Raw genomic sequence first — 14,209 nt, 5'->3', positions numbered from 1 at the left:
CGACAACGCAGACAAGAACGGTGCGCTGAATATCGGTAAACGAGCCTTGGGCAAGTTCTCGAAACCGCTGTCCGAGGCGGGGGCTGTACTGGCACAGCCCGAAACGCAGGTCATCGTCCACCGCGACGACGAATCTGCGAACCTCCCGCTACTCGTAGATTCAACCCCCTGTGGGACAACCCCACGGCTGTAGCCGTGTGGAGGATGTCAGTTCCACAAACTCGATCTCGTCGCCGGCTTCGATACCTCGTCGCGGATTTCCTTAGGAATCGTCACCCGCCCCCGGTCACCGACCTTTCGTTTGTGTCCACCCATAGACTTGATCACTCCATCGTACCGCCCCCTGTCTCATCGCTTGATGTCTCTACACGTCGATGCTGACGGACCTCCGCAAGCGTGTCCTCAAGTGTAGCGGGACTCTCGATGGCTGCGAGTTCATCGGTGATTTCCGCAATGAGATTGGCCCGTTTAACCGCGACCTCGTCCCCTTCAGTCGTCTCGATTGACTCAACACGAATCTGGCGCTCCTCGTGCCAACCACAGTCCCAACAATCCCGGAAGACTTCGATGGACTCGTCTTCGGTAGCCGAAAGGAGGGCGTCGGTAGGTGAGGTTGAAAACGGCCGGTCCGGCCCGACTTCGAGCATAACCGAACCACCACACATCGGGCAGTTCATACGTTATAGGAGACATGCTTCCATTATCAACGTGGGGATTCGGGGGACTATTTCATTTGCTCACACTTCGAACGAGTCACCGGTATCGGCCGGTACAGCGATACAGTCGAGCGTTCGGAAGTGATCCGGGTCGAACGTGAAGACGTGGTCAATATCGCGATCGGAAGCTAACACGCAGCTCATATGATCAGTGAAGGAGATATCGTGATCGTCGTAACGGCGGAACTGGTCGTACGTCGCCTCGAAGTCAGCTTCAGTCGGGTACAGAACGACTGTCGGTGAATCCAGCACCCGTTCGACCGCGGCCACGGCCGCCGCGTGGTCCCGGTGGCTGAGAACAAGTGTCGCTAACTCGTCCAGCACGTACGTCGATGTGTACAGCGGGCGATACGGCACTTCTCCGGCTCCGATCGCCTTGAAAAGCGCCGTTGCCCGATCGTGCCGTTGTGCAGTTTCAACGAAACGCGCGTAGAACGCGCCCGTATCGATAAACAGCGGTGTCGCCGCTCTGGAACCGTCGTTCGACACGTCTCACTCCGCTCCGTAGAGAACGTCGTCAATCTCGGTCTCGTCGACCGGCTCGTCGGGGGCGAGAAGCGGTTCCCCGGTGAAAAGCGGGTCATCCGACGGGATCTCGAGTGAGGGTCGATCATCATCGGGGAGCCACCACACGCGGCTCCGGGCACCGACCTTCTTGCTCGTGAGATAGCCGCGTTCTTCGAGTTCGTGAAGCCGATTGAGTGCCGTCCGACGGGAGCAATTGACCGCCTTTGCGATCTCCGATGCGGTAAGCGGTTCGTTTGGATCCTCTCGATCGTGGAAAACCGCCATTATCTCTTCGGGAACCGTTTCGGGGTCCGGGCCTGGCTTTCCCATAGATAACCCTACTCACAAAGGTATGAAAAGTCTTTTCTTTAACATAGATATGCCAATATATCGCCTCAATATTTGTTTTACGCTACAATATAACCATACCGACGTGAGAACAATAGTGAGAGATCGATCGTTTTCGGAGTACCCCTCGCCCACTGTTGGCCTATAGTAGTCGGTAGAACTGTTTACACACCACTCGCATCAGGATGGCCAGCGACATCCAAACTGGCCGGAAACGCGCGAGTGGATCTGCACTGACTTCTACCGACTACCATAGTAGTCAGTCGATCTCGATAGCACCCACCGCAGAATGGGGACTCACCTCCGAAGAAGCAAGCAAGTCACCCTGCCGGAACACACAGTGTGACACTCGATTCGCGGGAACAGTATCTCTATCCTTCGGCACGGAAAGCGACGGTAACTCGCCATAGTTCGGCTGTTATATCGTCTTGAAGAAGCCATAAACGGGCGATTGAATCCTAAATCCGGTAACTGAAATTCCGTGGTGAGAATTCCTTCGCGTGGGCACGGAGGAGGTCAATTTGTTAGGGACATACTGAGATCCGAAAGCCCGCCGCTAACATCGAAACACAACACCTACGAGCGTGTGCTCTCATCTGCGAGCCATGAAAGTATCCGTGATCGTCCCGACATACTCCATGGATCGATACGACGATTTCTGTGAGTGCGTCGATTCACTGCTCGCACAGACCTACGACGACGTCGAGGTCGTCATCATCGTCGACGGCAACGAGACCGTCCACGAGCGGGCCAGCCAGGATTACGGCGACCACGACGACGTCGTGATCTACGCCAGCCACGACGACGCCGGACCGCTCAAACGGGCGAACATGGGTGCCGTACAGGCGTCGGGGGAGTTGGTCGCACTGACCGACGACGACGCCGTGCCCTCGGAGACGTGGGTCGAGGAACTCGTCGACGCCTACGAGCGCCACGACGCGATCGCCGTCGGCGGGCGCATCGAACCGGAGTGGGTCGCCGGAGAGGCCGAGTTCCTCCCCGAGGAGTTCTATTTTCTCATCGGCGCCACGCACCGCGGATTCCCCGAGGAGGAAGGGGAGGTCCGGAACACGTTTGGCGCGAACCTCGCCTTCGATCGGGACGTCTACCTGAAACTGGGTGGGATCAAACAGGGCGGGATCGATCCAAGCCAGGTACAGGGCCGCGAAACTGAGTTCTGTGCGCGTATGCGAAAGGCCTACGGCAAGGGCGTGATCTACACGCCCGACGCCGTCGTCAGCCACAAGATCTACGAGTACCGCACCGAGCCCGCGTGGCTAGTACGGCGGGCGTTCTGGCAGGGATACTCCAAACGCGCGATGGAGCATCTGGTTCCCGAATCGTCCGGCGAAGAGTCCGACCAGCTCCGGCGGCTCCTGTTTGAGTTCATTCCGGGGCGGATATGGAGACTTCTGACCGGGCCGAGCGAGACGAAGGTGAAACAGCTGGCGATGCTCTTCGTGTTGCTCGCGGCGACGGGGATCGGCTATCTGTACGGAATCTTGCGCTGGCGGTGACTTTCCGGCCGTCGCTACCCACGTTCGATATCCGCGGGCTTCATTAGCACAGAACCGATGTCTACAGTATGAGCGAGCGACACGTGAGCGTCGCCACGCCCATCTTGGGCGAGGAGGAGTACGACAACGTCGAGGCCGTCCTCGACTCCGGGCGGTTCCTGCAGGGACCGATGGTCGAAGAGTTCGAAGCCAAGTGGGCCGAGCTGGTCGGCGTCGAGCACGCCGTCGCCGTCTCGAACGGCACGACCGCCCTCCAACTTGCGCTGAACGCGATGGGACTTGAGCCCGGCGACGAAGTGATCGTCCCCTCGCTCACCTTCGGCTCGACGGCGACGGCGGTCGTCCATCAGGCTGGCGTGCCGGTCTTCGCCGACATCGATCGGGAACTGTACACGCTCGATCACACCGATTTAGAGCGGTGTGTCTCCGAACACACCGAGGCAGTGATTCCGGTACACCTCTACGGGCATCCCGCCGAGATGGACGAGATCCGCGCCTTTGCGGACGAACACGACCTCGCCGTGATCGAAGACGCGGCCCAGGCCCACGGCGCCAGCTACAAAGGCGAGCCCGTCGGCTCGATCGGCGACGTCGGGTGTTTCTCCTTCTACGCGACGAAGAACATCACGACCGGCGAGGGCGGCATCGTCACGACCGACGACGAAGAGATCGCCGACCGTATCCGTCTGCTTCGAAGCCACGGCATGGAGGGCCGCGATGAACACGTCGCCCTCGGCTACAACTACCGGATGTCCGATCTCAACGCCGCGATCGGGACCGCACAGGTCGACCGACTTCTCGGGTTCAACGATCGCCGCCGCGAGATCTCCGAGCGACTCTTCGAAGAGTTGGGCGATCTCGAGTGGATCTCACCGGGGACCGTTCGGGAGTACGTCGAGCACGCCTACTTCTGGGCCCCCTTCGAGGTCGATCCGGACGTCATCGGGATGTCCGGCAAGGACGTCTGGCGCGAACTGAAAGATCAGGGTGTCGAGACGCGACACCGGTACGTCGACCCGTTGTACGAACAGCCGGTGTTCGAGGAGCACCGCGGGTTTAATTCGAAGTTCCCCTGGAGTGAGAACCCCCGTGAACACTCGTATGACCTGCACCTGCCGAACGTCGAGGCTGTCGCGGGCAACACGCTCGGACTGCCGAACCACCCCGGTCTCGAGGAGGCCGACATCGAGTACGTCATCGAGACCGTCCGGTCGTTCGGATCGTTCTGAATCGTCCCGGGCCGTCGATCGGACCGACTGGATGAGCGAACAGAAGGCGAATCCGAGTCAAAAGTCAAAACGGCTTTATCCGTCTGCCGGGATGGAAACAGTATGCGCGTACTCGTCACGGGCGGCGCCGGCTATATCGGGAACTACATCGTGGAGGAACTCCTCGAGAACGGCCACGACGTCCGTGTGCTCGATAACTTCCTGTTCGGCGACGACTCGCTCGATCCGTTTCGTGATCACGAGCGCCTCGATATTCAGGAGGGCGACATCAGACACATCGAGGACCTCTCGTATGCGATGGAGGATCGGGAGGCCGTCATCCACATGGCCGGGATCGTCGGCGACCCCGCCTGTGGCGTCAACGAGCAGGCCACGCAGGCGGTCAACGTCGAGGCGACGAAGACGCTCGTCGAGGTATGTAAACTCCACGACATCCAGCGGCTCGTCTTCGCCTCGACGTGTTCGGTCTACGGCGCGAGCGAACTGATGGAACTCAACGAGGGCTCGTATCTGAACCCCCTCTCTCTGTACGCCGAGTCGAAGATCGACTCCGAGGAGATCATCCTCCACGAGACCCACGACATGTTCTCCGATAACGAGATCTCCCCGACGATCCTGCGTCTCGGGACAATCTTCGGGTGGTCCCGGCGGATGCGGTTCGATCTCGTCGTCAACCTTCTGACCGCGAAGGCCGTCCTGGAGGACGACATCCCAGTCTACGGCGGCGAGCAGTACCGTCCCCTCGTACACGCTCACGACGCCGCCCGGGCGTTCGTCGAGGTGCTAGAAGCGCCTCAGGAGGCAGTCGAACATCAGGTCTTCAACGTCGGTGACAACGACCTCAATTACCAGATCAAGGAGGTCGGTCGTATCGTCGAGGAGAACGTTGAGGGCGCGGAAGTCCGATTCGTTGAGCACAAGGAGGACGAGCGGACGTATCGGGTGAGTTTCGACAAGATCAACCACATCCTCGGGTGGGAGACCGAACGCGATATCGAGGACGGTGTCGAGGAAATCAAGGGGTGGATGGCTAAGAACGATATTACTGATTACGAGCAGGATATCTATCGAAACTCGACGTACCCGTATATGTGAAAATGGAGGAAAAAATCAATGCCAACAGATATTGATACGGTACTTATAACGTGTGTGGGCGGCGGCGGCGCAAATAACGCCATTCGAAGTTTCAGGCGATCTGATAGATACGATATGGATATCATCGGTACTGATTCGGATCGCGTATTAGCTTCCAAATCACTCGCTGACGAGACATTCGTCGTTCCGAAGGGCAACGACGGGGATTATGTCGACGTAATGAGCCGTATCGTTGACGATCATGACGTGGATGTTTTCGTTCCTCAACATGAGGTCGAAGTTCAGCGTGTATCGGAGGAACGTGACGCGTTTGATTGTTCAGTTCTCTTGCCGCAGGGAGATTCCGTGAAGCTCTGTCTCGATAAGCTCCGTCTCCAGCGTCGCCTTGACGATGCAGGATTCGAGGCTCCTGAAACCGTCTCGCTTGAGAACTATTCGGTGAGAGAAGCGTTCGACGAACTGAGCGACGGTGAACCGCTCTGGTTCCGAAGCAGGTTTGGATCGGGGTCGATGGAGGCACTACCACTCGATGACGCAGAACAAGCCAAGCAGTGGGTAGAATACTGCGAAAACAACGGCGGGGATCGATCGAACTTCACGCTGTCCGAATTTCTCCCCGGAAAGGATTATCAGATATTCATGCTCTGGGACGAGGGAGAACTCGTGTTGGGGAAGGCATGCGACAGGCGACGGTACTTTTTCGGTCAAGAACACACCGGGGCCTCGACCCCGCTCGTGTCGCGGATGGTGGATGACGACGAACTCAACGAGACAGCTCGTGCCGTAATCGATGAAGTTGCACCGAATGCTTCCGGTAACTTGGGCGTTGATTTCAAGGTTGCACCCGATGGAACGCCGAAAGTTACAGAAGTCAATGTCGGAAAATTCGTCATGGTCAACAATTTCTTCAACATGACTGGTGAGTACAATATGGCGGAGTTGTTCTTGGATGTCGCGGCTGGGAGATCTCCAAGATACGAAGACCCGTTCGGAGATATCGACACTGAGCAGTTCCTGGTTAGAGGTATCGATCTGGAACCAGATATATTATCTATAGATGAAATCGAGTCCATCCAAGAATACGACTGATTCCTCTGATCACTTATTACCGTCTGACAATCGTAATTACAACTGAAAGCAGGATAAGCGCCAATAGAACTATCGAGATATAACTGCCAAAGAAGAATTCCACCGGATCGCCTTGATTCAGCAACCATCCAGTCACGAAGCCGGATTCAGCGATACCGCCGAGGATCACACCGAGTACCGGACTGACCAAGGGATACTCGTACTTTACGAATACCACACCGAGAACTCCAAACAAAAGTACGAACCACAGGTCGAACAACGAGTTTCTGACCGCGAACCCGCCAATCACCGACAGAACGACGACGGCCGGAATAATGTATTTCGGCGGTATGTAAGCCAACTTTCCGAAATACTTGGCACCTGGAAGCCCATATACGAGAATCAATAGATTCCCGATCACCAGCGAAAGAATAAGCGCATAGACGAGGGCGGCAGAGCGGTCGAACAAGCCCGGACCTGGTTGTAATCCGTGAATCGAGATCGCACCTAGGAGAGCTGCCGTCGATCCGCTACCGGGAATGCCGAGCGTGAGTGTCGGAACGAGTGCCCCACCCTGTGTGGCGTTATTACTCGAATCTCCGGCAATCACGCCTTCGATGATACCCGTGCCGAACTTGTCGGCTAACTCTTCGTCCGCCCATCGGCGGGCTTCGTTATACGACACGAAGTTCGCAACGTCTGCTCCGGCACCGGGTAAGGAACCGACGAACGTGCCGATCAACATTCCCCGAATAAACGCCACTGGCCGACTAGCCACTGCTCGAAAGGCGTCTTTGATCTGTGAAAAGCTGCCCTCGATTTCGGTGTCGTCTTGAACGACCACCCCCCGGTAAGCCAACTGAAACATCTCGGCGATTACGAACAATCCAATCAGGACAACGATGAAGTCGACACCGCTACGAAGGATTGTAAACCCGAAAGTACCCCGGGGCTGTGAGAGCTGAGGGTCGTTCCCGACTGTAGCCACAAGCAGGCCGAAGCAGCCGCCCAGTAGGGCCTTTTCGAGCGACGCACCCTTGGCTGCTGGGATGATAGTGAGTGCGAAGACGGCAAACAGAAACATCTGTGAGGGCCCGAACTCGAGGGCGAATTCGGCTATTCGAGGTGCGAGGAACAATAAAACGACCGCCGCACAGATACCTGCAAGCGAGGAGACTATCGCGGAGACAGCGAGCGTGTAGACTGCTTTGCCTTTTTTTGTGAGTTCGTATCCATCCCAACATGTGACAACGGATCCAGGCGCCCCCGGTGTATTGATCAAGATCGAGGGGATAGAGCCTGCGTACACAGCGCCTCCATATGCGGAAACGAGAAAAATAAGCGCGGGAGCTGGGTTAAATGGAACCGTAACAGGCGTCAGGAGGATAATCGTCATCGTGGCGGAAAATCCCGGTATGGCTCCGAATACGATACCGACACCGACACCGAGAGCGATGGCCGCGAGTACAAGCGGGTCTGCGAGCAATGCTGCTCCCGAACGTATCGAAAGGAGACTAGCTAGAATCATGGTAGTGGTACCAACAGCCACTCGACAAACACCCCCCACGTCAGGATAGTGAAACCAAGCGAATATATCAGTATCCTAGCAGGTCGTCGTTCCCCGAGAATATAGAGCGCACAACCGAGGAATCCCGCGGTTCCTACTACGAACGGGACCACATACAGAGACAAGAGATACCCGATTAATAGAACTGCAAGACCGACAGCTGATGATGTACCGAACCCTGTGGATCGACTCTTTTTTTCGAGTTTGTCGGTTGCTGTTTCTTCGTCCGTACCCCAACCGATGAACGGGGTAGATTCATTTCGTTCTCCGCGTTCCCGTTTTATAGACTGTCTGTCGAACGATACCGCATGCTTGAAGACCGTAACTACAGCCAGAAGGACAGTCGTGTACAGCAACGGTCCCGCGTACATCATCGAACGATCCGGGAGTCCACGTGTATCGATATAATAAGCGGCACAAAACCCGAGAACCAGAACCGGAAAGAGGAGTTCGCCGGTAGCGATCCTCACGTTCGTGTTCGAAACTCGAACAGATATTGTTGGGGGCTTCATGTTGAACTCAGATCTACATTGTTTTCGGCATCAGAACCGATCGAATAGGGGTTCGTACTCCTGCATGAACTCCGAGTACGCTTCGACCTCTTGAACGGTTGCTTCAGGGTCGTTGTAATCCAGAATTTGATCGAGACCACCCTGCTCTTCAGCACGGGAGACGAAGTCGTCTTGCTCGAATATCTCAGCATACGAGTTCACGAGGGCGTTGTATCGTTCGGGGTACTCGTCTTCAAGTCCCCCCGGTGCAACGATCAGTTTCCACTGACCGAAACCCTCCTCAACGAGCGGGATTTCGTCGAGCCCCAGTTCAGCGAAGGAGGGTGCAGGCCACAGATCCTGTGGCTCTGGCGTATGGGTTCCCAATCCGATCACCTCTCCGATATGATCGGGATTGAACGCCCATGGCTGATTGACTGAGGCATCAACATCCCCGGAGAGCGTGGCTTGTCGCGTGGGTGTTCCGCCTTCGAGATTTACCAGGTTGAATTCGATATCGTCGTAGGTATCCTCGATGAGAAGCGCCGATAGTGCAGTGTTTCCGATTGCGGCCGTCGTTCCGACGGTGACTTCGCCTTCCTCACGCGCGTATTCGATGAATTCGGCCATGTCTTCGTACGGACTCTCCGGTGGGGCGAACCACATCGTCGGATCAAGGTGATGTGTTCCGAGATAATCGAAATCGTCCATGTCGTAAGGTGCGTCCTGAAATATCCACGTCGCCTGCATCTGCGGCATGTTCCACATAGCGATCGTGTAGCCGTCCGGATCCGCATCATAGAGACGTTCACCACCGACTTGTGTGGATCCGCCAGGGTAGTTCTGCACCACGAAGTTCGCATCGAGGATATCAGACCACGTTGGAGTGGTTGCCCGCGTTGCCCTGTCCGTCCCTCCGCCCTGTGACCAGGGGACGATCACCTCGATATTTTGTTCCGGATATGTCCCGTTACTATCACCCGTGTCGTCGTTATCTCCTCTACCCACACTATCGAGACAACCAGCCAAGCCCGCGCCCCCAGCCGTTACAGCATATTTAAGAAACTGGCGTCGATCGGATCTTGAGGTCTTATTGCTGGTCATCCTGTCGGACTCACCGGATCTTATCACAACGCGTGACCCGCAACTACATTAAATTTCCCATTCTTATAATTGAATTTCAAAATGAGGATAATTTAGACCCTTATATTCTACTATATTATATTCTTCTAACGAGACTCTCCAGTGATCTAACCATTAGATCCTCATCGAACTGGAGTCCTCCGACAGGAACATGTACCACCTGTTCGATAGTCGTAGCAGCTATTGGCCCACAGAGGATACCGTCAATCCCATCCCTCTCCGCGTTGACGCCTTTGATTATCTCTTCCTCGATTGAATTGGCGGGAAGAGGTTTTATATTGTACGTAGTTCCTTCAACCGTGAGCTCCGAAGGCGCGCGATCACAGGCGGACCGTGTCGTTATGAGACCCACTGTCGGCCGGTCGTAGCCTTCCTCTTCTTGAAGTGCTTCAATTATGTCACGGAGGGTCTTGACACCGAAGTTGGTCGTTTCGCCGCTCGTAATCTTGTATATGTTACTCTTAGATATCCCGTGTTTCTCCGCAAACCCTTTGACAGTTAGATTCTCTCTACGTATTGCCTCTTCGAGTTTATCTCCGAACTCTTCCGTTCCGGCCGCCAGAAGGACATCGTTCCACATCACTTGACTGTTTGTCTTTTATTCCAAAGACGTTCCGATCATCAATCCAGAATTCAAAAAACGATGCCGAAAGGCAGAAATTAGCCGCATCTAGTCAATACATATCAACCTACGTAAATAATGTAGCTAATTTGAATAGAATAACTGATGAGCTGTCAACAGTTTATTCAATCAATAGTTTCTTACAGAATAACGAAAGGGAATTAGTACCCGGAGAAGATGGAAAACGTATGTCTGTCTGTGTGATCACATATCCACTCGGCACAACTGCAACCGCGACATCGGATCTACTTGATATACTATCGGAATTAACGACAGTTTCGCTGGTCACTGCAGATATCAGTGAAGGTGCGGAGCTCGACGAAGATCACGAGATCGTCGAGATTTCTGATGCCGGGACAGGAGGTAGTATCCCGATCGCAGCTATCCGATTTCTCCGAAATCAATTTCGTATGTGCCGGGTACTCCAGACCCGCAACGAAGATGTCGTGTGGTTTTTCGGAGCGACTTCCTATCTCTTGCCGATCCTCTTTTCCCGGTTGATCGGCAAAACTGTGGTTCTTCAGCCTCGTGGCGACGTTCCGTTGACGCTGCAGATTCAGTGGGAACAGCGTATCTCAGACAGTTTAGCGCGCTTCCTCGCCAGCATCGTCAAGATGCTCGAAAACGTGGGCTATTGGCGGGCCGATGCGATCGTGACGTATACACCCGCGATGGCTTCTGAGTTAGGATTAGATCGCTACGAGGAGAAACTGTACCCCAACGGAGCCCGGTACATCGATACAGATCGGTTCTCATCACAGAAAGCCTACCAGGAACGTGATCGAGTGGTCGGATTCATAGGGCGACTTGAAGAAGAAAAACGAATCCGAACGCTTGCTGAAGTCGCAAAACAGCTACCCAAAGACGTGACATTTGTTTTTGTCGGAGACGGTGAACTCCGCGGTTGGCTGGAGAATGAACTTGCCGAAGAGATCACCTCGGGCTCAGTAGAGTTAACGGGATGGATCGATCACGACGGTGTGCCAACCGTTCTAAATCGGTTTCGATTGCTCGTGTTGCCGTCGAAAATGGAAGGATTGCCGACCGTAATTTTGGAAGCGTTCGGCTGTGGAACACCAGTCTATGCGACCCCTGTATCGGGTATACCGGACGTGGTTCGCGAGAATGAAACCGGCTTTCTGATCGATCACATAGACGGCGAAGCGATGGCCACAGAAATAGCCGAAATTCTCGAGCGAGACGATCTGGAGGAAATTAGCCGAAATACGGGAGAAATGATCGAAGAGAGGTATAGTTTCGAAGCTGCTGTGACGCGGTACGAGGAGATCTTGTCTCGCTGTTCGTAGAGGCTCTCTACCTCTAACCGATTTATATTATCCGATCAGCTTCACCATCAACGCGGATCAGCAAATCTCCTATACAGAACGATCCACCGTATTTCCAGATCAGAGTCTGCTCCCGACAGTAGAAACAGAGCGATAGGCTGAAATCCCCGTGAATCGTCGATAGGCATATGAGCACGCAAGCGGCCCGTGTTGGAGTAATCGGACTCGGATACGTCGGGCTGCCGCTTGCACTTGCGATGCACCGGGCGGGCCACGAGGTCGTCGGCGTGGATATCGACGAGGAGACGATTGAGCGACTACGCGACGGCACGACGACCGTCAGCGATGTCGATGACGCGGAAATCGCCGACGCGCTCGCCGAAGGAATCGAATTCACCTCCGAGTATACGGCATTGCGAGATGTCGACGGCGTTTCGATATGTGTTCCGACACCGCTCCGGAAGACCGATACGCCGGATTTATCCTTCGTTATCGACGCTGTCGAGCAGCTCGCTCCCGTAATCTCTGATGGGGCGACAGTCATCCTCGAAAGCACCGTCTATCCGGGGGCGACCGAAGAAGTCGTCGGCGAGACGCTAACGGAAAACGGCGCGACGATCGGCGAAGACGTCTACCTCGCGTTCTCCCCCGAACGGATCGACCCCGGAAACGAAGAGTACGGACCGACGGAAATCCCGAAGGTACTGGGTGGTGTCACACCAGCCTGCGGCGACCGCGCTGAAGCGCTCTACGGGCCGGTTTTTGACGAAGTGATTCGTGTCGATTCCGCAACCGAAGCCGAACTCGTCAAACTACTAGAGAACACGTTCCGGGCAGTCAACATCGGGTTGATCAACGAACTCGCACAGGTCGCACACGAACTAAACGTGGACATCTGGAACGCAATCGATGCCGCTGAGACGAAACCGTTCGGGTACATGCCGTTCTATCCGGGGCCCGGCCTCGGTGGTCATTGCATCCCGATCGATCCGTTCTATCTCTCTTGGAAAGCGAGCGAACACGACATCGAAACCCGGTTTATTGACCTCGCCGACACTGTCAACCGTGAGATGCCCGACCACGTCGTCCAGCGCGTCGTCGAACAACTCAACGATCGAGGCGTCGCGCTGTCAACCGCAGACGTGCTTGTTGTCGGGGCTGCATACAAGCCGAACGTCTCCGATACGAGGGAGTCGCCGGCGATCGACATCATTCAGAAGCTCGAAGAATGGAACGTGAACGTCTCGTATCACGATCCGTTTGTTCCGTCATTCGAGGTCGGTGAGGGAATCTACACCTCCGTAGAACTAACCGACGATCGCCTACGGCAGGCCGACTGCGTCATACTCGTCACTAACCACGACACGCTCGATATCCGACGTATCGTCGAAAACACGTCACTCGTATTCGATACCCGGAACGCGACGGTCGATCTCGATGTCGACGGCGCGGAAATCGTGCGGCTGTAGGCCCGTCAGATCCGATACACTCAACCGACTGTCGCTTACAGTACCGGTATGTCGACTGCACTCGTTACTGGTGCCGCGGGGTTCATCGGATCGAATCTCTCCGATGCGCTTCTGGAATGTGGATACAGCGTTCGAGGTATCGATAATTTCACGACCGGGCGGGGGAATAATTTAAAAGCACTTCGTTCCAGGGACGACTTCATACTTCATGAGACGGATATCCGCGACGACGCGGCGATGAAGGATGTGCTTGAGGGCGTCGATTACGTTTTTCATCAGGCTGCTGTTCCCTCTGTACCACGGAGCATCGATGACCCAGTCACGACGACTGACGCGAACTGTACCGGGACGGCGACTGTTCTCAATACAGCCCGGCACGCGAATGTCGATACTGTCGTCGTCGCTTCTTCGTCATCGGTATACGGATCAAGTGAGGAGTTGCCAAAAACGGAAACGATGTCAGAAGTTCCCGAATCCCCGTACGCGCTTTCGAAATACTTCACCGAGAAGCTCGCACTACAGTTCAGTGATCTCTACGATATCAATACGGTCGCGCTACGCTATTTCAACATCTTCGGGCCGCGTCAGGATCAAGAAGGCGATTATGCAGCAGTCATCCCGAAATTTATTCAGCTGATGCTTCACGACGAACGGCCAGTGATTTACGGCGACGGCGAACAGTCGAGGGACTTCACCTACATCGATAACGCGATCCAAGCGAACGTACTCGCTGCTGAGGGGGACGTGTCCGGCGAAGCGTTCAATGTAGGCACTGGGGGGCGAATCACTGTTAATGAATTAGTCGAGATGTTGAATGAGTTGCTGGAGACGGATATTGAACCGATCTACGACGATCCGCGTCCGGGGGACGTTCGTCACTCTCATGCGGATATCTCGAAAGCAACAGAACTACTCGGATACAAACCTGAGGTTGGGTTCGAAGAAGGATTGAAACAGACGGTTGAGTATTACGAATAATAGATCAATCAAAGCAATACGACCAATTCGATAATGCGTAGCGGAAACAAACTCTATATAGGAAGTCCGGTAGCAAGAAGTTAGTACCGATCACTGAGTGTAGCTTCAGCCATTGTCTCACTAGCTTTCGGCAACCGGGACTGGATAGAGTCCACGTAGCTTGATGCGCGCGT

The 14,209-nt window shown here is 55.1% G+C and carries 14 protein-coding genes and 1 pseudogene; 8 read left to right on the top strand and 7 right to left on the bottom strand.

The window, feature by feature from the left end:
• Positions 1–193, top strand: a pseudogene (locus KM295_RS15995) (RNA-guided endonuclease TnpB family protein); the annotation flags it as partial.
• Between the two features lie 130 nt (positions 194–323).
• Here KM295_RS15995 and KM295_RS15990 read toward each other — a convergent pair.
• Genes KM295_RS15990 through KM295_RS15980 form a run of 3 tightly spaced genes read right to left on the bottom strand, consistent with a single transcriptional unit; the run spans position 324 to position 1,553 of the window.
• Complete coding sequence (locus KM295_RS15990) at positions 324–677, bottom strand: DUF8105 family protein (protein ID WP_418904817.1); 354 nt, start codon at positions 675–677, stop codon at positions 324–326.
• Positions 678–737: 60 nt separating this feature from the next.
• Complete coding sequence (locus tag KM295_RS15985) at positions 738–1,205, bottom strand: type II toxin-antitoxin system VapC family toxin (RefSeq protein WP_256031212.1); 468 nt, start codon at positions 1,203–1,205, stop codon at positions 738–740.
• 3 nt (positions 1,206–1,208) lie between these two features.
• Entirely contained in the window at positions 1,209–1,553 is a 345-nt protein-coding gene (locus KM295_RS15980; protein WP_256031210.1) for an HTH domain-containing protein, read from the bottom strand.
• A gap of 623 nt (positions 1,554–2,176) precedes the next feature.
• Between KM295_RS15980 and KM295_RS15975 the strand changes: the two genes are divergently transcribed.
• The 4 genes from KM295_RS15975 (at position 2,177) to KM295_RS15960 (ending at position 6,501) form a co-directional block, all read left to right on the top strand.
• Positions 2,177–3,088 (top strand): glycosyltransferase, encoded by a 912-nt coding sequence (locus tag KM295_RS15975; protein ID WP_256031209.1) that lies wholly within the window; start codon positions 2,177–2,179, stop codon positions 3,086–3,088.
• A gap of 68 nt (positions 3,089–3,156) precedes the next feature.
• Positions 3,157–4,317, top strand: coding sequence for a DegT/DnrJ/EryC1/StrS family aminotransferase (locus KM295_RS15970; protein ID WP_256031206.1), 1,161 nt, complete (start codon positions 3,157–3,159; stop codon positions 4,315–4,317).
• Between the two features lie 102 nt (positions 4,318–4,419).
• On the top strand, positions 4,420–5,412 hold the full coding sequence (locus KM295_RS15965) for an NAD-dependent epimerase/dehydratase family protein (RefSeq protein ID WP_256031203.1): 993 nt from the start codon (positions 4,420–4,422) through the stop codon (positions 5,410–5,412).
• 18 nt (positions 5,413–5,430) lie between these two features.
• The gene (locus tag KM295_RS15960) at positions 5,431–6,501 is read left to right on the top strand and encodes an ATP-grasp domain-containing protein (protein WP_256031202.1); all 1,071 of its coding nucleotides are present in this window, start codon (positions 5,431–5,433) and stop codon (positions 6,499–6,501) included.
• 16 nt (positions 6,502–6,517) lie between these two features.
• Here the strand turns inward: KM295_RS15960 and KM295_RS15955 are convergent, their stop codons facing one another.
• The 4 genes from KM295_RS15955 to KM295_RS15940 form a co-directional block, all read right to left on the bottom strand.
• A complete protein-coding gene (locus KM295_RS15955) occupies positions 6,518–8,008 on the bottom strand; it encodes a tripartite tricarboxylate transporter permease (RefSeq protein WP_256031201.1) in 1,491 nt (496 codons plus the stop codon).
• Positions 8,005–8,517: a tripartite tricarboxylate transporter TctB family protein gene (locus tag KM295_RS15950; protein ID WP_256031193.1), complete on the bottom strand. Its 513-nt coding sequence runs from the start codon at positions 8,515–8,517 to the stop codon at positions 8,005–8,007. Before KM295_RS15950 ends, KM295_RS15955 begins: the two co-directional genes overlap by 4 nt.
• A 72-nt stretch (positions 8,518–8,589) precedes the next feature.
• On the bottom strand, positions 8,590–9,642 hold the full coding sequence (locus KM295_RS15945; protein ID WP_256031190.1) for a tripartite tricarboxylate transporter substrate-binding protein: 1,053 nt from the start codon (positions 9,640–9,642) through the stop codon (positions 8,590–8,592).
• Between the two features lie 115 nt (positions 9,643–9,757).
• Complete coding sequence (locus KM295_RS15940; RefSeq protein WP_256031189.1) at positions 9,758–10,261, bottom strand: hypothetical protein; 504 nt, start codon at positions 10,259–10,261, stop codon at positions 9,758–9,760.
• A 230-nt stretch (positions 10,262–10,491) separates the two neighbouring features.
• Between KM295_RS15940 and KM295_RS15935 the strand changes: the two genes are divergently transcribed.
• The 3 genes from KM295_RS15935 to KM295_RS15925 all read left to right on the top strand — a co-directional run bounded on the left by KM295_RS15935 (position 10,492) and on the right by KM295_RS15925 (position 14,036).
• On the top strand, positions 10,492–11,610 hold the full coding sequence (locus KM295_RS15935; protein WP_256031179.1) for a glycosyltransferase family 4 protein: 1,119 nt from the start codon (positions 10,492–10,494) through the stop codon (positions 11,608–11,610).
• A gap of 167 nt (positions 11,611–11,777) precedes the next feature.
• Positions 11,778–13,058, top strand: a complete 1,281-nt coding sequence (locus KM295_RS15930) for a nucleotide sugar dehydrogenase (RefSeq protein WP_256031173.1) — start codon at positions 11,778–11,780, stop codon at positions 13,056–13,058.
• Positions 13,059–13,106: 48 nt separating this feature from the next.
• Positions 13,107–14,036 carry an SDR family oxidoreductase gene (locus tag KM295_RS15925; RefSeq protein ID WP_256031168.1) on the top strand — a complete coding sequence of 310 codons (930 nt, stop codon included), beginning with the start codon at positions 13,107–13,109 and terminating at the stop codon, positions 14,034–14,036.
• Positions 14,037–14,209 lie beyond the last annotated feature (173 nt).

Origin of the sequence: Natronomonas aquatica, assembly GCF_024449025.1 — an archaeon.
Lineage (GTDB): Archaea > Halobacteriota > Halobacteria > Halobacteriales > Haloarculaceae > Natronomonas > Natronomonas aquatica.
Note: the sequence above shows the minus strand (reverse complement) of the source record. Positions and strands in the feature narration are given on the sequence as shown.